This is a genomic window from Paenibacillus sp. MER 180, assembly GCF_023713665.1.
In the GTDB taxonomy this organism is placed as follows: Bacteria; Bacillota; Bacilli; order Paenibacillales; family Paenibacillaceae; genus Paenibacillus_B; species Paenibacillus_B suaedae.
This window is the reverse complement of sequence record NZ_JAMAVT010000011.1, coordinates 137,407-155,176: the sequence shown is the minus strand read 5'-3', so window position 1 is coordinate 155,176 and position 17,770 is coordinate 137,407. Positions and strand designations below refer to the sequence as shown.

Sequence of the window (17,770 nt, the reverse complement as noted above, 5' to 3'; positions counted from 1 at the left end):
TTCTACATCGCACTGTGTATATCCGTACATAAATAGTAATTGAAATACCTGCCATTAACAAACCATATTTTTACATACATAACACCTATGCTTCCTCACTCTTCTTTACAAAATGGGAACACACCTATCCCCACACACAAATGAAGTGCCTAGCCAGCACAAATAAGCCGTACTGTTCCAAGATTGGGTACGGAAATGCAATTCGTTCAAAGAAATGCGTCAGAAATTATGCAAAGCAAAATGTGATCTCAATCAAATCGTCCCGTATTGTTCTTTGCTATCATCTAAGCATGCATTGAATTATTGATAATGAATCTCAATGACAAAGGAGACATACGATGAGCGAACTTATTAATAATCGCGAAAAAAAGATGTCGAGGATTTCTGGATCCCGTTCAAGGATAAGTTCGTCTATATTTGCTATTTCGCTGTTCGGGACGAGTCGGGGAAATATATGGGGACGTTAGAATTTACGCAAAATGTAAGCGAGATTCGAGCACTAGAGGGACAGAAGCGCATCATGTCCTAGAGCGTCTCCTGATCTCCATCATCGCCCTCTCTGGTACGCGGCCTGCTTAACGTGAATTGTGCCGCAGGCCGCTGCCGCTGGGCCGAACTCATTACATCTAACCACTGCCCCTTTGAGCCCCTTGCCATTCAAGGATCGGTTCGGAGGGGCAGCAAGCAATATCTGCAACTAGCGCTTAGCAGCAGTCATCCAGCGCATTGAGACGTTCCAGCACTGCCCGCTTGCGGTATAGCATCTGCGCTGTCTCTGCCATGTCATGAATCATAGAACGGTTCATAAACGAACCGAATATCATGCCGATAACCGGCACGGATTGGAACAGCTTCTTCCAGCCAAAATTATCGGTAAAGGACACCATCGTCTCCCGCCATCCCTGTACTTCAGACACCGAGTCTCGAAGTCTATTCGGGTTGTCGTAGTCGCCAATGTCTTGCAGCACTGCCTGCTTGCCTACTATGTCGGACATCGTAAACTGCATACACTTCACAATAAAGAGCCGCTCTCTGGGATCATCCGGATCGAAGCCGTAGCAGATCGCCGTCTCCTGAAGCACCTTAAGCGCGATCCCAAGAACCGCAGGTATATCCACCGCTAACGTAAATATGCCGCCAAATCCCGTCGTTGCCCCTTGAGCAAATGCTACCTTCTTATTGGATTCCCGCACCGAATCCGCAACTGTGTTGCTCAGAGCTAAAGGCATCTGCTTCACAGCCAGCAGATCCAGTGGATTCCCCTGCGCAGTAGAGGCCGCCAGGGAAACAGGATCTTCTTCTGCCCACTTTGCACGAAGCTTTTGTAATATGCTTTTCTTCTGGACGAGGTAGCTTCCTCCTGTATGGAGATAGCCTCCCAACTCATCTAGCAATTCAGCAATCTTATTCTGTATCCCCTTGGGAGTGAAGCGATCCAGCAGCGCGAATGGCAGCCGTCCTATCTTCTCGAATATGGATAAGTCCTTCTGCTCTCGTTCCCATTCCTCTATCGCTTGCAGCATCTGTTGAAGCTCGTCTCTCGATTCTCCCATTCCTCTTGATCTCTCCGTCTCCGCATTAGATTAAACCATGTATTTCTATACCAATACGGAATGGCTTCATGTAGGTTGCGTCCCTTTTCCCGGATTGAGATCCCGTTCCTTGATAGCTCTAAGAGAGCGACGAGGTAGAAACGAAATGAGCATAGCGAGATGTGACTTCTTTAGACAGACTTCTGTAGACAGACTTCTCCAGATGGACTTCTGCATGTAGTCAGCAATGTTCTTGTCGATTTAACCAATCTTCCTCTATACTGGTGGTAACTGACTTCAACTTCCTAGCTTCCTACTTCCTACTTCCTACTTCCTACTTCCTATTTCCTATTCAAGCTATCCTATCAACATCTGCATCTGTTTCGCACTCACACCTAGCTCTTATGCATTCATGCTGCTACCATCCTACTCACAAACGCTACACATGCCTGCCAGTTTTCTCATCATGTCCGAACATCATACATATCAGAATTGCAACATCAATCACATAGGAAGAAGGGATACTATGCATTGGTACGAACCGTTCCGCTCCGAGATTGAACAGGTCTTTCAAGATGCCGAGTGTATCATCGAGGCATTCCCAGCCCCGCTGAATGACGCAGGATTGCGCTATATAGAGAAATTCAATCCCAGTAACGATCGAAGCACAAATAATTATATATGCTACTGCCTCCCTTATTGGATGCAGGACATGACTGGACTCTCGACAGCGCATTGCCGCCGCCTGGCGCTTGCAAGCATATTCGGCATGCTCTATTACTTTATCCAAGATGATGTCATGGATAATGATTGCGATAATAAGGCCGAGCAGCTTGCCTTGGGTAATCTATGCTATATCGAATTGCTCGACATCTATAGACAGATGTTCCCTCCCCAGTCCCCGTTATGGGACAGCTTCAGGCAGTACACATGGGAGTGGGTTCATGGCGTCACAAGCGAGCGTGAGCAGGATGTATTTATGACGGATCGCCTCAAGGTCGCTCACAAGTCAGCCCTCGTCAAGCTGTCTAGTAGCGGCGCGCTCTTCTTAACGGGTATGGAGGATAAGCTCCCGCATGTAAACGAGGCCGTTGATACTGTGCTTGTTTGTTTGCAGATGACCGATGACTGGGCAGATTGGCAGACAGATCTACAAGATGGAAGCTATAATTGTCTGCTGGCGTGGATTCGTTCTATTCAACAGATTCCGACAGATAAACCACTTACCGAGGAACTCGTTCGACATGCCATTACCGTATCCGACATCCTCGCTTCCTTTGGTCAAGAAGCTTTGAAACTTCAAGCCAAGCTGGATGGCATGCCGGAAGCGTCCCCTCAACTTGTAGAGTTCAACCGTTCACTAGCAAACATTCTTGTCGAAGAAGCCGACCATATTCGACAGCAGCGTGAAGTGCTGATGATGGGCGGATTGTCGTATTGGTTGTCGAATTCGGTAACAAAGTAGTAGTTCAGAAAACAGGCAAAGTGTTACATTATCTGTGTAGTTCATTCCATATACGGAGGGGTGCACATGGTAACTACGGAGCAACTTTTCAAAAATCAAATCATTCACAAGGCCTGGGAAGATCCTTCATTTAAGGAGCGCTTGCTCAAAGATCCGAAGGCTGCCATTAAAGAAGTGCTAGGCATTTCGATTCCTGACCATGTTGAACTAACGACTCAGGAAGAAACAAAAGATCGCTTCGTCCTCGTCATACCTCCAAATCCAGCAGAGACACTCCCTGCAGAAGGCGTTCGCCGTTTCGTCTGGTAAATAATCTCCCTCTAAAAAGGGGCTTTCCCTCGTCAGGCTATGACTTGTGGAATGCCCCTTCTCACTATTGTATAATCGTCTAAGTACCACTATGAAGCGCAATAGGTGGCTGTTCCAGTGCAGAAGGAAAGCGCACTATCGCCTCTGTCCCTTTCCCCTTCACACTGTGAAAATGGATGCTTCCCTGCATAACTTCAACGATGCGGAAGGTGACCATCAACCCTAGTCCAGTTCCCTTCGTCTTATTCGAAAAATAAGGCTCGCCAAGTCGTGCTATCTCCTCCTGATCCATCCCTACACCATCATCCTGAACACAGATCATGATAGCCCCTCTTTCTTCATACCCTGCTATTCGGATCATACCGCCATCCTGCAGTGCTTCGATGCTATTCTTGATCAGATTGATAAATACTTGCTTGAACTTGGATGAGTTGCCGTAAATCAATAAATTTGACTCTACTTCCAATTCGATAACACCACCCTGCATATTTGCAAGCGGCATAAGTATCCCCTCAATCTGCCTAAGCTCCTCCCCAACATTTAGAATCACGACATCCTCGAGCTCCGGCTTCGCAAAAGTGAGGAAATCAGTAATAATTTCGGATGCGCGATCAAGCTCAGTTAATGCAAGCTTCACGTATTCCTTTTCTTTGTCATTCGAGTGATTCTTCATCAACTGGAGGAATCCTCTCGTTACCTGAAGCGGATTGCGCACCTCATGGGCTACAGAGGCTGCAAGTTCGCTGATGATGTGCATTTTTTCGGAATGCTGCAGCTTGCCGTTGTACATTTCAAGCTCCTTGGAATATTGAATAACCTGTTCATGCGTCGCAACGATTCTTCTGCCCATAATCATGATGAAGGCAATGATAAAGGCAATAACTCCCCATTTCCAAATGGTAAGTTCATACTGGCCAGAATGAAGCAGAAACCAAACTAATTCTCCTAATGTCACAATAGCAAAAACAGTAAAGCCAATTGCAAACAATATCGCGTCCACATTTTTTCGGATAGCGTATACGATAGAAAGCCCCGTCAGCAAGCACAATTGCCCGACAATTAGGACTGCATACACTTTGACGGTTATAAAGTAAAAAAAACCATAGAACTGATTATTAGATAGTATATTTATAAACAGGCACACAAGCATGAGTATAGAGTAAACAACTTGAAACTTCCTGATTTTCAATGTAATTGAGAATGGTCCGGGCCCAGTAATTTGCTCGAAATAATAAGTTAGTGCTGGGGAAAGGGCTTGCATGGCGATGTCAAATAAGATGACAGTCAGTTTCCCATATTCGCCGAAATAAGTATGAATAAACTTAGAGTTCGTAATCATGATAATACCAACAGCCATGATTACGATATTAAGAGATAACCAACTGGGCACGTCAATATTACGAAGGGAAAAGACGCAAATAAGCATTACAATGGAGATAAACACCAATGAACTACCTAGTAAAATATCTATGAGCCCTTGATTCGCATAATCTTGAATGATTTCTTGGTAATTGCCGATGATGATTGATTTCTGGATTCCAATTCGTTCTACCGTTGTAGCCGTATGGATATATACATGTTGACTATTAGAGGATGGTCTGATCGGCACAAGAATTTGATATACGTCAGATCCATAATCACGTGCAGAGTGGTACAGCTTTCTACCTTCATCCGAGTATACATCTACTTCAAATCCATATAACATACTTATGTATAACCCGGGTTGATCCCAATGTACAGGCGGGAGAGAAATTCGATACCATGCAGATTGGCTTCCTTGTGGCTTTAGGGGGACGCTTGATTGAAGATCAATTGTCTCCCATCCCTCTGTTCTCCTTACAATGTCCTTCCATGCACTTTGCTGCTTTTCCCATATTACATCCCATTGGGTAATCGTTATTTTAGTGGGTTCTGGTTGTGTGGATAATAGAGAAGGCGATGTTATAGCTCCAATAACCAATATAATGAGGCCTATGAAAATACCTCGCGTGAACCAGTTTTTAAATCCCATTTCACACCCCTGTATGTATTCAAGGATCATTCCATATCCAATATGGGCAATACTTCAACAAAAATATGTAAAATCCTGCTTAGAATCTGGAAATTGAACCATTTCTAATACGCGTCTCCATAAAATATAATAATCTTCATGGATCTTGTTGAAAATGCCGGTTCATTCCACTTCTGTGTCGATCTATGGCTGGGAAAAGACATAGAGAAAGTATATACAAACAATAGCGAGATGACTGTCGAAAAAAGAATGTCGAAATGTATTTTTTCATGGTTTTATCCGTTGAACCTATATTTACATGGATACGACCACACAATGATGTGTCCCCTCGTAATATTTGCATCATTGCAAACAGGTAGATTTCCTTGTTACGATAACTACTGGAATAGATGAACGATATCGTATGAAATCTACAAAGGAGTATCCTATGACAACTTATATAGAAGAACAGTACGACGGCAACGACTTTAGCTATGTCAATTGGAGCGAGTCTGAGCTACGCAATTGCACGTTTACCTCCTGCCGCTTTCGAGGTGCACAACTGGATGGAGCAGTGACAACAAGCTGTCAATTTATTGACTGTGATTTCACCGGAGTCGTGCTCAATGGCTCTACACACACGCACAGTGCATTTACGAATTGCCGGTTCACAGGAGTGAATTTATTCGCGGCCAAATTTGCAGAATGCAAAATGGTAGGGACGGATTTCACCAATGTATTATGGGATGGTATAACGATTATCGGAGGAGATTGGTCGTATACGAATATGCGCCATGCGAACTTAACGAGGCAGAACTTGCGTGGTGTTCGCTTCATGGAGGCAGACCTGACTGAAAGCAAGCTGGAGAAGGCTGACTTACGGGATGCCGATCTAACCCGTACAAATCTCACCAAAACCAAATTGGCTGGTGCAGATTTGCGGGGTGCTGAGATGAACGGAGTGAACTTCAAAGCACTGGAACTTACCAAAGTCCGAATTGATATGATTCAAGCCGTTGCATTTGCTAGAGCATACGGAGCCAAGGTAGATTGATTCGTAGATAGAGTAACAGCCGCAGTCTGCTAATATAGCAATTTTGCGGCTGTTTTTCAGTACTTCTTTTATTTAAAAATGAGCAGCGCATTGCTAATGTTCCGCCCAGGGTATGTCATATATCTTCCATTGTAATAAAGGCCACTTGATGCTCCGCCATCCAAATTCATCGCCTGATAAGCGCCAGCCTGCTTCATCACTTTAGCAAGCTCTGGAATCGTAGCGCTGGATGTAGTCAAGATCATTAGCTTGTAGTCCTTTGTTATACCAACCGCACTGCGTATGCTGCTGTGCTTCAATATTTTCGGATCTTTAAAGCCTTCGCCCTTCAGATTAACGGTAATCTTGCCGTCTGTAATAAGACGCGGCCCTACCTGCAAAGCTCCGTACACATCCCCTTCTTGGAATCGATCTATGAACGATGGCCCCGGGATCATCTCTACTTGATTATCTTTCGTGAACAGAAGCACACTTCGTTTATCGCCAGAGCCGTTATGTATCATTTTTCCGTTTCTAACTACATAGCCATACGGGACTTTCACCTTCGAATTGGAATAAGCATCAAAGTAGCCCCCATTTATCGCAGCGATTGCATAATTACGCTTTGCCATATGCTTGAGGTTATCGACCGAGCCCTCTCCTCCGTAACCCACTCCTACGCCGAGACGTATATGAGGATGCAGCAGATTTATGGTCAGCATCGTGGTCGTCACCCGCTTGTTCCCGACCTTGAATGCTCGCCAGCTCTTCTCAATTGACGATGTTTGGTTGATTCGCTGCTTCGAGACAATAGGCAAGCGAACATGACTGTCCCCATTCCAAAAATGGACAAGCGATCCGTTCTTGTCCCATTCCATAGACAGGTTCATTGCTTCGCTGACGAACCGAACTGGAACATAAGTCGTCCCCCCTGCTCGGAATGGGGCTGCTTCCAACTCCGTATTCATTCCGTTGACATATGCCTGCGTTGTACCTAATGTCATCTCCAGATAATTATCGTCGCTTACCACCTCTATGCGCTTACTCGTAGGCTCCCATGTCACTTGATAGTGCAGCTTATCGCTCAAATAGCGTATCGGGACGTAAGTACGGTATGCCTTCGTATCCATAACCCCATATGAACTTGCATCTGCGTGAGCTTGCCCATGTGGTGTAATGAATGTAAAAGTTAAGGCTATCCCTAGAACTGCTGTCATTATTTTTTTCAATTTCTGCACTCTCCCAGGCGAAAAAATCCATTTTCAGGAATATAGTATCATATCATCCTTTTGAAGACGATGTCTTTTTTCGACAATAATGTCAATTAGCCGACGTAATCCGATCATTCTGACGATTGATGTCATTGTCACAGAGAAGAGGAGCGCAACGTTAGCGCTCCCCAATCCCCGGCACCATCTATCCAGCAGCTATTCTTCTCGATAAACAACTTCAGCATCGAACAACGTACTGCCATCCGAAGCTTGTCCACGAATAAAGCAGCGGCGATCATCTGCATGCAGCGCTTCACCAGTAGAACGGTATACATCTACTTGATCCCCGAGAATGATTTCCTTATGGTACGTAATTCGGAAGCGCGACACACCTCGTTCCAATTCCTCTTGCGTCATCGCATCCAAGCATATATCAGCAAATCTGGCATTATTCAAATGGCCGTTCATATCAATACTGCTCTGTCTTACGTGGAGGGTATAAGCAAGGCGAAGAGAGGATTCTTCTGGTATGGCAACCTTCTCAGGCATCTCCCCCACAGAATCCTCATTATTGACAGGAACATCATAAGGAAATGCGGATGCCCGAAGAATACGCCGCTTATTCAGATCAACAAGTGCCCATGTCGTGCGGGATTGAGCAATTTGCTGATGCTCTGCATCGTAGACCACATAATCACGCAGCCATTGAACGCCTCTCGCTCCCTTATGCCATGTATCCAACTGAAGTACATCTCCGTACTTCGGCATTCTCATCAGTTCCAAATCCACGGTCAACAGCATCCAAGCCATGCCGCTGCCTACCAATTCGTCCATGGATACATCATGCGATGCAAGATGGGAATCACCTGCCCGCTGCATCCACTCCATTAATGTCGACAAGCGACAATCGCGCTTGTAATCACAGTTATCAGATGATACTTCATGTTGCTCACTCCAACGATTTGAGACCACTTCTAATCAACTCCTTCTGAACAATCATCTGCCTGCTTTTGAGTCCATCTATCTGCATCAGTCATTCCATGCCCAACAATATCATAACCGATATTGATCTGCTAAACCGCTGCTTCCACTGCGGAAACCTGTTCACGATCCTGAGCTCACTTGGTAATCGTAAATGCTTCTATTCATAAACCATCCTATGATATGTTAGTATAAACATAAGATAAGAAGCAAGCATAGATTATCCCCTTTACACAATAAATCCCCTCTTTACAGAAATTGAGGAAGAAGATAATTTGAAGGAAGTAAATCGATATATAATTTTTCCGATGCGATAGACGGTGTGTGTGAAACGCTTGTCTTGTATCATAAAGGAGCGACCAACATGATGAAGGAAATGAAGGATGCCTCAGCAGCGGTTTCAACTGTCTTTAGTGCAGCTGAAGCCGCCGAACAGCCAACAGAGGGCCGCATTCTAATTGTGACTTCTGTCGCAGCAGAGCGGGATGCCGTATTGCGCGGCCTTCAGCATCATCCTCAATATGACGTCATTCTCGGTGGCGTGGGTGTCGCAGCGGCCGCAGCCCGGACGGCTCGGAAGCTTGCAAATGAAGGTTCATCCAACTATCGACTTGTCATCTGTGCCGGTATCGGCGGGGGATTTCCCGGACAAGCTGAGATTGGATCATTGGTCGTCGCAAGCGACATCATTGCCGCTGATTTAGGTGCGGAGACCCCAGAGGGATTCTCCAGTCTGGACGAGCTTGGCTTCGGCTCTGCTCGCATTCCTGTCGATGCTGGGCTTGTCGCTCAAGTAGCGACAGCACTGCAAGCAGCGAATCTGCCAGCACGTTCCGGCCCCGTGCTCACGGTTGCAACCGTGACAGGCACAGCTGCAACCGCAGCCCAAATGGCAGAACGTGTGCCTGGAGCAGCCGTTGAAGCCATGGAAGGCTATGGCGTAGCAACCGCGGCGCAGGATTTCGGTCTGCCCGTACTGGAGCTACGCGCGATATCGAATGCCGTCGGCCCGCGCAATCGTGCCGCTTGGCGGATTCAAGAAGCGCTGGATGCATTGGAAGCTGCCAGCGCAGTTTTAGTGGAGGTGCTGTAATCATGAAAATCGCCTATTCCCCATGTCCGAACGATACGTTTGTCTTCCATGCTTGGGCACATGGACTTATACCGGGTGCCCCGGAGTTAGATGTAACATATGCAGATATTGATATCACGAACCACCTTGCAGCGAGCGGCAACGGGTTAGATGTGCTCAAGATTTCATTCGCAGCATTGCCTTGGGTACTGTCTGAGTATGCCCTGCTGCCATGTGGGGGAGCGCTTGGCCGTGGCTGCGGACCGCTTATATTGACGAAGGAATCGACTTCGACCCCAGCTGACCCATCCAGCTTGTCTGGCCGCCGTGTCGCAGTACCCAGTGAACGATCTACAGCCTATCTATTGTTCCGGTTGTGGGCTGCACAGAATGTGCCAGGCGGGGTCGGAGAGATTGTCGTCATGCCGTTCCATCAGATCATGCCGGCCGTTCGCGATGGCCACATTGATGCAGGGCTAGTTATTCATGAAGCTCGCTTCACATATCCGTCTTACGGTCTCACGATGCTTGCCGATCTGGGCAAGTGGTGGGAAGCGGATACCGGCCTACCGATTCCACTCGGTGCCATAATCGCTCGCCGCACGCTTGATGTGAACGCAATCGCCGGCTGGGCACGCGCATCAGTCGAATATGCATGGGCTCACCCGGAAGCATCACGTGAATACGTCCTAGCTCATGCACAGGAGATGTCGCCTGAAGTAACGGATGCCCATATTAACCTGTACGTGAATGAATTTACTAGAAACTTAGGTGAAGACGGCTATGCTGCAGTCGAAGCACTGCTTGGCCGCGCAGCGAAGGAAGGTCTCGTGCCTGCTTTCGATTTAGCCGCACTTCGCTTGTAGTCTATAGTGTGATTCGCGAACGCTAGGTATACTATACCATTACGAAGTAGAGCGCCCGCAAATTACGCGGGCGCTCTCTTTGCTTCTTTCGCTGCCGACAGTGATAGACACTTGGCTGATATATCGCTAGGCGCCTACGGGAGACAGCAGATGAATAAGTTCAAGTTAGGAAGACAATCTGTCCCTTCTATATACGCCCCCCTATTCAGTTGTCGACTCTTCGATCATATGCCCATTATGAAAGGATATGCTGTCCATTCGGCATGTCACCGCATACGATACAGCGAGTTTGCATATGCAAACGTTGGAAGCTTTTCATAGGCGGGTCGTGTATAATAGTTTATTGCTAAAGTAAGTAGGCAAATAGAAACGAGATTCTAGGAACAACACACTCCGAAGGAATCGCTCTCTTGCTGAAAACAACTACAGGAGTGAAAGTCCAATGGAAACATGGAAGAAAAATTTATGGATTCTATGGTTTGGTACATTCATCGTCTCATCAAGCTTTTCCATGGTCGTCCCATTCCTGCCGCTCTTCTTGATTCAAATTGGTGTAAAGGATCATATTGAGCTGTGGTCAGGGATTTTGTTCAGCAGCGTATTTTTCGCTGGTGCCATTTCTTCTCCGTTCTGGGGAGCGATTGGCGACAAGTATGGACGCAAGCCAATGATTATCCGGGCCGGAATTGTACTATTCGTAACTTATATTATGCTAGCCTTCGTTACGAATCAGTACCAGCTATTAACGATCCGTATATTGCAAGGCCTGTTGACAGGGTTCATCCCTGGATCGATTGCCCTTGTTGGCACCAGTACACCTGAAAAAAAGGTCGGCTATGCCTTGTCGATGATGGCAACCGCCACTGCAACCGGTACAATAATGGGACCGCTCCTCGGCGGCATCTTATCGAAGCTGTTCGACAGCCGTCTGACGTTCGCATGTGCAGGCATCTTGTGTTTGATTGCAACATTGCTCGTCATCTTCTGGGTAAAAGAAGAGAACTTCGTTCCAACGAAGGATAGCAGTTCGATCGTCAATACCATTCGGATCGCATCCGTAAATCGTCCGTTCATGATCGTACTTCTGCTGTCCCTATTGACCCAATTCTCGGTCATGACGATAGAGCCTGTTCTCCCCCTCTACATTGTAGAAATCGGGCATTCAGCGAAGGACGCCTCATTAGTAGCGGGGTTCGTATTCTCTCTTGTTGGCATAGCTAGTATTCTGTTCGCAGCAAGATGGGGTAAGCTTGCCGACCGCATCGGCTTCCAGAAGGTCCTTCTTATCGGCCTGCTCGCGGGCGGTATCGGTACGCTCGCTCAAATTCCGTTTCAAAATATATGGTGGTTCTCGATTATCCGCTTTACATATGGCATCTTCTTCTGCGCTGTGTTCCCAGCATTGAACGGACTCGTGGTGCGGACAACAGACAGTGATTTCCGTGGACGCGCCTTCAGCTTGAATCAGACCGCGAATCAATTTGGCGGAATGCTCGGCCCACTCGTTGGGGGAGCGATTAGTGGTGTGTTCTCCATCCACATGGTATTTTGGGTCACGGGTATATTGCTGCTTGCAACGATGGGGTTGGCGTTCTGGACGCAGCGTGGTGACCGCGTTCCAGTGAAGGCCGCAGGAACAAGCAAAGAGTTGTAATCATGTAATCCTCAGAAATTACAGGTTTACGTTGCGGAAGACTTATGAAGAGGTTACAATCATCGTTCTACAATAACAAGGGGCTGCATCGAACGTAATTTTTACATACGTCGGTGAGCCCCTTCTCTTTTTTATCGAGTGATCGTTGGAACATTACCGTTCTGAACATGTACCTACCAAGGGCTTGCTGACTACCTGCTGGTAATATCGCGTCAGCTGCTGAATATCCATAGGCATTCCGTCATGCAATCGGGAGCGTTCCGCAGCGAACGCCATCATGTGGCTCTGCACGGAGCCGCGCAGCACAACCGATAGGTCGCTCCTATTATGCGGCTGCGATACGAGACGGCAAAATTCATGCATCATGACCGTACAGCCTTCGCGCCCCTCATCATGGACATGCATCTCTTGTGAAGTATCATGAACAAAATCATATACTATGAATGTCTGCTTCTCTAGGTTACCGCGTATTTCCCCGCTCGTTCCTGATATTTGCACCATTCGCGAGCTGTCATGCGTGAAGGCTGACAAGGTAAAGGATGCCGTAGCTCCGTTGCGAAATTCCATATTGACCACCTGATGATCGACGACATCATTGTCACATTGGAAGACACACCGCCCATAAGGCGTCTCACGAATCACATCCCGAATATGCTCATCTGTTGGATCCTTCGTAAAATGCAGCGCACGACGACGACCTTCTCCCAAGTAATATCTCAAATCTGCATAACAGCATTCATTAACGTGCGGACAGCCATCTGTACAATAGAGCGGCGCATCTGCCGGCTTATTCTCCCGCCTGAAATGGAACAGCGAGCCGAAGGACGTCAGCCGCCTGCAATCCTGCTGCATGAGCCACAGAATAATATCTAAATCATGACATGACTTCGCTAAAATCATCGGACTAGACTCGCTCGTCTTACTCCAATGGCCACGTACATAACTGTGGGCCATGTGGGCGAAGCCGATATTTTCACATAACTGAATATTCACGATCCTCCCAATGCTGCCTGCATCGATCACCTGCTTGATAGAGGACCAGAATGGTGTGTAGCGCAGCACATAGCATACAAGAACGATCCGGTTGCACCGTCTCGCAGCTGCCTCAATCTCGACGCATTCCTCAGGCGAAGGCGAGATCGGCTTCTCCAACAACACGTGATAGCCCTGCTCCAGTGCCATCATCGTCGCTTCGTAATGCATGCGATCCTGCGTGCAGATCATCACCGCATCCGCATAGCGTGCCCCTTGCAGTGCTTCCTTCCAATCCGAAAATACATATTCCGCCTGAATATGATGCTCGCGCGCGAACACCGCCCGCCTCTCCTCGTCCGGTTCGGCAACCGCGACAATTTCTAATTCCTCTGGGAATTGCAAAGCATGCTGTGCGTATACATCTGCTCCTCGCACCCCTGCTCCTAGCAAGATGGCCTTCACACTCATCTCTCCGGCACCCTCCATTAAGCAATCATCTCGTTGTGATTGGGATATTTTTCTTTATCTATAATTCTATAATCTAAAGCAAATATCCAATCGGAGCAATGCATTTCCCCACTCTATTTATGAACATCGTATGTCATGAAGACATCCTGCTCTTCCCACTCTACGAAGAAGCTAAGCTTGCTATCCTTCTGCATAACGCCAAGCCAGATTTGTCTGTCTCCGCTCGATTCTCTGCCTGCTGGATTCTGTCTCTGTCGAACGTGATGATTTCAAAATTCGCATTGTATTGCGTCTCTCTGTCTTCTATAAATAGGAGCCCATGCGGCGGTTGAAGTGGCGTCGTAGGCCCTCTCCCAATAGATTGAAGGTGAGCACCGTGAACAGAATAGCGAGCGCGGGATAAAATACGAAAGTGAACTTGCTTAAATAAATATCCGCGCGCGTCTCTGCAAGCAAGGACACCCAGTTGGTGCTTGTATTCAAAAATTTCATGGTGAAGTAATCAACCTCGGCCCAATTGTGCGTCAAGAAAATACTCAACACACCTAATTGTCCAATAAGCAGCATGACCTTGCCCAAATCAATGCAAAAATTAATGACGATCTCTGGTACGAGCGACGGCATATAATAATTTCGAACCAGGCGCCATCCACTTAATCCAAGCGACTCTCCTGCTTCTACAAATAATTCGTGCGAGATATGGTTCGCTTGCTGCTGCACAATATGTGCCACTCGCCCCACCTCAAGCAAAGCGAGAATTGGGATTACCCATAGAATACGATTGCTCGAATATTGGATGAACGGCATACTCAGTAATAGAATAGCTGAGAAAATAACAGGCAGAAACGTGAATATCTGATTCAAGCTTGTTACCAGCCAATGAGCAACTCCCTTCTGCTTATACGCGAGCACGCCTAATGGCACTGCAATTATATAGCGCAGCAGAGCAATGAAGAAGACGATATAGATCGTCTCCTTGGTTCCAACCACGAGCTTGCTCAAGTTGTCGACGCCTTTCTTATCCGAGCCAAGCCAGTTCAGATCCGAAGCTTTGTAGGGAGGCAGCATGAGCTTGCCCTGCTCTGACCATCTATGCTTTTCGGGTGTAAGCGACTTGTCTATGAACGGCAATTCTGGGCCAAGGTACATCACAAATAAAACCAAGGCGAGCATTGCCCCACCGATCCATAGTGTGTAGTTTTTCAATGAGGGCACTCCTTTATCTCGATGTCGGCGTGATGGAACGCTTGGCCAGCAAGGCAATCCACTGAACTAGCACCACCATAATCGTAAAACAGCAAGCAATTCCGATAATGACACCCGGCTCATAATTCACTCCCGATCCGAAGCTAGTATCATAATCAATCGCTTGGAACAAACGGTGAGCTGCACCAGGATAACTCATTAAGTATTCGACCATTAGTAAATTAGACAGGGTGTATCCGAACAAGGAAGGCAGGTGGGATAAAATCGTTCCCATACTATTGCGGCCAACGTGCTTGTACAAAATCATTCGCTGCGCCACTCCCTTCGCTTTGGCAACCTGAATGTACATCTGTCCTTCCTGCGCCGCAATTGCAGCGCTCGTAATTCGTGCAATATACATAGCCGGATATACGGATACAAGTACAGATGGAATGAGGAAGGCATACCATTCTTTTTGCTCAAAGAAATGAATAAACGGCATGTATCGAATAACAAACCATTGAATGAGCAGCACGACCATGAAGTCGGGCACCGATTGAAACAACCAAGTCGTTCCGTTCCCGATCACATTCCACTTCGACTTGGACAGCTTATAGTCAACAATCCCTTTCAACAAGCCCAATATAAAACTTAATAGAAAGCCAATCACAATAATAGTTAGGCTGTTCCCCATCACTGTCAGCACCTCAGAACCTACAGCTTCCCCGTAACGAGTTACGCCTAAGGTATTGTCAACAAAGATACCGCGTATAAATCCTGTGATGTTCTCGGCATACTGCGACCAGCTGAAATGATACTTCGCTGTCATCTTGTAGCCTTCCATGCCGATGTCCAGCTTGCGTGGAAATAGGACAACGAGCATTATCATGATCAATGCAAAAAAGCTGAGGCATAGTGACTTCACCATATGCAGTACTAGATTCATAATTTCCTCCTGAGTGATTCTCTCGCGATCCATATGCTAGTGATACCATATCATTCCTGCAATGTGAAGACGATGCAATTCTTTTATGGTTATTTTATCCATCAAATAGATTGCTTCTATGATTGTTGCTTGCTTGGGTGATCATCTTCCCCTTCACATCATAAAAAAGCACATTCCCAAATGAACTGGAAATGTACTCTCTTCTACTAGTTCTATTCTATTGACCTCATGGTATAGGGGGGGCCAGACTTATTCATTGTTACTGTTCGTCCAGCGGGAGCTCCAGACGGAACGTGAATTTCCCCTCCTCATGCGTCATGCTGAGCTGACCACGATGCAGTCTTGCAATATGATAGGCAATAGATAGGCCGAGACCCGCCCCGGGGCTATCGTGTTGATCGTTACGAGAGGCTTCCGCCTTATAGAACCGCTCGAACAATCGCTGCTCCTGTTCCTTCGTAATAGGCTGCCCCCAGTTCTCTATTTCCAGCCATACTGTATCATTCTGCTCCCAGAGCCGCACCGTAATTTCTCCGGGCCTTACTGAGAACTTGTACGCATTCATTAGCAAGTTATCCATTGCTCGAACAAGCAGCTCTGCATCTGCCATTATCATTATCGCACGTTGGGAGGCATGGACAAGCCGAATCGTGAGCGACGCCTCTCTTGCCAACGGTTCAAATTCAACAAGCAATTGGCGCAACAGTCCGCTCAAATCAAGACGAGAGCGCTCGGTCTCCACTCGATTGTCAGCTAGTCTTGTATATTCGAACAAATCATTGATCAGCTGGCTAAGCTGTTCTGTCTTCCGGCATGCATTGTGAAGGTAGCGCAGCTGCTCTTCCTTGCTTGCTGCCTCCTCTTGTTGCAACAAGTTCAAGTATCCAATCAGACTCGTCAGCGGTGTGCGTAAATCATGCGAGACATTTGTAATAAGCTCCATCTTCATCTGCTCGGTAAGACGCTCCTTCTCTATCATCCGCTGCAACTGTCCCGCCATATGGTTAATAGAATCTGCGATAATACCGAGTTCATCCTGTCTATCCAAGGTTACACGGGATTGCAGATCCCCCTCGGCAATAGACATAATCCCCTCTGTCAATCTCTTCAAATCTCGTAGTAAACCGCGTGTAAAGAGAAAGAAGTATGCAAGGTATAGAAATAGAAACACTAATGGACTGACACCGTGACCTATTAAATAGGACGATACCGTATCCATGAGCGCCATTGTAATAAAGGTACAAAACAAACTGAGAAGCGCAAACCAGAACAAACGTCCTCGGATGTTATGCTTCCCATGCAGCATCGACCATATCCTTCTACTCAATCCGATACCCCACTCCCCATACGGTCTTAATATATTGAGGCTCTCTAGGATTCTCTTCGATTTTTTCTCGAATATTGCGGATGTGCACCATCACCGTATTGTCTGTGATAAATTTGTCTTCCTTCCAGACCAGTTCAATAAGCTTATCAATGCTGAATACATGTCCCCGCCGCCGTGCCAGCCGCTCCAATATCGAGAATTCAGTAGGGGTGAGCAGCACTTCCTTCCCTCGGACAATAACGAGATGCCGTTCCGGATATATGCATAAATCCTTTATTTCGATAAACGTTTCATCTGAAATCGGGGGCACCTGCATGATGCGTTCTTCTTGTCCCGCGAAGGATTGTCTGCGCAATTGAGCCTTTACCCTCGCCAGAAGCTCCATCGGATGAAATGGCTTGGCGATATAATCATCCGCGCCTGTATGAAGTCCCGTGATCTTATCCAGACTCTCTCCTTTGGCGGAGAGCATGATAATCGGCACCTTCGTATGTTGACGAATAGCCATGCATGCCTGCATACCATCCATATTCGGCATCATCACGTCAAGAATTATAAGATCAATGGTTTCTTGCTGTATCAGCTCCAATGCTTGAACTCCATCTACTGCCTCGAACACGGTATAGCCTTCATTGTGCAAGTAAATGCGGAGCACATCTCGTATGTCCGTATCATCATCTGTTACTAATATCCGTTGACTCATCCCATCCTTACTCTCCTTTCTGTAGAGCAAGTATATAGCTTAAGAGAAGTGTA

At 46.8% G+C, this 17,770-nt stretch carries 15 protein-coding genes and 1 pseudogene; 7 read left to right on the top strand and 9 right to left on the bottom strand.

Annotated elements, in window-relative coordinates; translation table 11 throughout:
• Window positions 1-364 precede the first annotated feature (364 nt).
• Window positions 365-529: pseudogene (locus M3661_RS18795) on the top strand (DUF438 domain-containing protein); the annotation flags it as partial.
• Window positions 530-704: 175 nt separating this feature from the next.
• Here M3661_RS18795 and M3661_RS18790 read toward each other — a convergent pair.
• The gene (locus tag M3661_RS18790; protein WP_251487523.1) at window positions 705-1,553 is read right to left on the bottom strand and encodes an EcsC family protein; all 849 of its coding nucleotides are present in this window, start codon (window positions 1,551-1,553) and stop codon (window positions 705-707) included.
• Between the two features lie 505 nt (window positions 1,554-2,058).
• Here M3661_RS18790 and M3661_RS18785 point away from each other — a divergent pair.
• Both M3661_RS18785 and M3661_RS18780 read left to right on the top strand, forming a co-directional pair.
• Window positions 2,059-2,997, top strand: a complete 939-nt coding sequence (locus M3661_RS18785) for a hypothetical protein (protein ID WP_028531994.1) — start codon at window positions 2,059-2,061, stop codon at window positions 2,995-2,997.
• A gap of 66 nt (window positions 2,998-3,063) precedes the next feature.
• Window positions 3,064-3,306 (top strand): NHLP leader peptide family RiPP precursor, encoded by a 243-nt coding sequence (locus tag M3661_RS18780; RefSeq protein WP_021255329.1) that lies wholly within the window; start codon window positions 3,064-3,066, stop codon window positions 3,304-3,306.
• Window positions 3,307-3,385: 79 nt separating this feature from the next.
• On the opposite strand, the gene M3661_RS18775 is transcribed toward M3661_RS18780, so the two are convergent.
• Entirely contained in the window at window positions 3,386-5,317 is a 1,932-nt protein-coding gene (locus tag M3661_RS18775; protein WP_251487520.1) for an ATP-binding protein, read from the bottom strand.
• A gap of 427 nt (window positions 5,318-5,744) precedes the next feature.
• Between M3661_RS18775 and M3661_RS18770 the strand changes: the two genes are divergently transcribed.
• Entirely contained in the window at window positions 5,745-6,350 is a 606-nt protein-coding gene (locus M3661_RS18770) for a pentapeptide repeat-containing protein (RefSeq protein WP_065291294.1), read from the top strand.
• 68 nt (window positions 6,351-6,418) lie between these two features.
• Here M3661_RS18770 and M3661_RS18765 read toward each other — a convergent pair whose 3' ends face one another.
• Both M3661_RS18765 and M3661_RS18760 read right to left on the bottom strand, forming a co-directional pair.
• Entirely contained in the window at window positions 6,419-7,558 is a 1,140-nt protein-coding gene (locus tag M3661_RS18765; protein ID WP_285853103.1) for a phosphodiester glycosidase family protein, read from the bottom strand.
• A gap of 198 nt (window positions 7,559-7,756) precedes the next feature.
• The gene (locus tag M3661_RS18760) at window positions 7,757-8,512 is read right to left on the bottom strand and encodes an acyl-[acyl-carrier-protein] thioesterase (protein ID WP_021255333.1); all 756 of its coding nucleotides are present in this window, start codon (window positions 8,510-8,512) and stop codon (window positions 7,757-7,759) included.
• A 376-nt stretch (window positions 8,513-8,888) separates the two neighbouring features.
• On the opposite strand from M3661_RS18760, the gene M3661_RS18755 reads away from it, so the two are divergent.
• The 3 genes from M3661_RS18755 (at window position 8,889) to M3661_RS18745 (ending at window position 12,113) form a co-directional block, all read left to right on the top strand.
• Entirely contained in the window at window positions 8,889-9,614 is a 726-nt protein-coding gene (locus tag M3661_RS18755; RefSeq protein ID WP_397376532.1) for a futalosine hydrolase, read from the top strand.
• A gap of 2 nt (window positions 9,615-9,616) precedes the next feature.
• On the top strand, window positions 9,617-10,459 hold the full coding sequence (locus M3661_RS18750) for a 1,4-dihydroxy-6-naphtoate synthase (protein ID WP_251487511.1): 843 nt from the start codon (window positions 9,617-9,619) through the stop codon (window positions 10,457-10,459).
• Window positions 10,460-10,901: 442 nt separating this feature from the next.
• Window positions 10,902-12,113, top strand: a complete 1,212-nt coding sequence (locus M3661_RS18745; RefSeq protein ID WP_065291297.1) for an MFS transporter — start codon at window positions 10,902-10,904, stop codon at window positions 12,111-12,113.
• Between the two features lie 153 nt (window positions 12,114-12,266).
• Here the strand turns inward: M3661_RS18745 and M3661_RS18740 are convergent, their stop codons facing one another.
• The 5 genes from M3661_RS18740 to M3661_RS18720 form a co-directional block, all read right to left on the bottom strand.
• Entirely contained in the window at window positions 12,267-13,556 is a 1,290-nt protein-coding gene (locus M3661_RS18740) for a Gfo/Idh/MocA family protein (protein WP_251487509.1), read from the bottom strand.
• Window positions 13,557-13,859: 303 nt separating this feature from the next.
• Complete coding sequence (locus tag M3661_RS18735; protein WP_251487506.1) at window positions 13,860-14,771, bottom strand: ABC transporter permease; 912 nt, start codon at window positions 14,769-14,771, stop codon at window positions 13,860-13,862.
• Window positions 14,772-14,775: 4 nt separating this feature from the next.
• Window positions 14,776-15,687, bottom strand: a complete 912-nt coding sequence (locus M3661_RS18730) for an ABC transporter permease subunit (protein WP_251487503.1) — start codon at window positions 15,685-15,687, stop codon at window positions 14,776-14,778.
• A 259-nt stretch (window positions 15,688-15,946) separates the two neighbouring features.
• Window positions 15,947-17,014 carry a sensor histidine kinase gene (locus M3661_RS18725; RefSeq protein ID WP_251487500.1) on the bottom strand — a complete coding sequence of 356 codons (1,068 nt, stop codon included), beginning with the start codon at window positions 17,012-17,014 and terminating at the stop codon, window positions 15,947-15,949.
• The gene (locus tag M3661_RS18720) at window positions 17,007-17,717 is read right to left on the bottom strand and encodes a response regulator transcription factor (protein WP_065291301.1); all 711 of its coding nucleotides are present in this window, start codon (window positions 17,715-17,717) and stop codon (window positions 17,007-17,009) included. The genes M3661_RS18725 and M3661_RS18720 overlap by 8 nt, the downstream gene beginning before the upstream one ends.
• Window positions 17,718-17,770 lie beyond the last annotated feature (53 nt).

What these genes read in the sequence shown, in the direction of transcription:
- M3661_RS18790 (WP_251487523.1), bottom strand. Translation starts at nt 1,553, where the DNA reads ATGGGAGAATCGAGAGACGAGCTTCAACAGATGCTGCAAGCGATAGAG.
- M3661_RS18785 (WP_028531994.1), top strand. Translation starts at nt 2,059, where the DNA reads ATGCATTGGTACGAACCGTTCCGCTCCGAGATTGAACAGGTCTTTCAA.
- M3661_RS18780 (WP_021255329.1), top strand. Translation starts at nt 3,064, where the DNA reads ATGGTAACTACGGAGCAACTTTTCAAAAATCAAATCATTCACAAGGCC.
- M3661_RS18775 (WP_251487520.1), bottom strand. Translation starts at nt 5,317, where the DNA reads ATGGGATTTAAAAACTGGTTCACGCGAGGTATTTTCATAGGCCTCATT.
- M3661_RS18770 (WP_065291294.1), top strand. Translation starts at nt 5,745, where the DNA reads ATGACAACTTATATAGAAGAACAGTACGACGGCAACGACTTTAGCTAT.
- M3661_RS18755 (WP_397376532.1), top strand. Translation starts at nt 8,889, where the DNA reads ATGAAGGAAATGAAGGATGCCTCAGCAGCGGTTTCAACTGTCTTTAGT.
- M3661_RS18750 (WP_251487511.1), top strand. Translation starts at nt 9,617, where the DNA reads ATGAAAATCGCCTATTCCCCATGTCCGAACGATACGTTTGTCTTCCAT.
- M3661_RS18745 (WP_065291297.1), top strand. Translation starts at nt 10,902, where the DNA reads ATGGAAACATGGAAGAAAAATTTATGGATTCTATGGTTTGGTACATTC.
- M3661_RS18740 (WP_251487509.1), bottom strand. Translation starts at nt 13,556, where the DNA reads ATGAGTGTGAAGGCCATCTTGCTAGGAGCAGGGGTGCGAGGAGCAGAT.
- M3661_RS18730 (WP_251487503.1), bottom strand. Translation starts at nt 15,687, where the DNA reads ATGAATCTAGTACTGCATATGGTGAAGTCACTATGCCTCAGCTTTTTT.
- M3661_RS18720 (WP_065291301.1), bottom strand. Translation starts at nt 17,717, where the DNA reads ATGAGTCAACGGATATTAGTAACAGATGATGATACGGACATACGAGAT.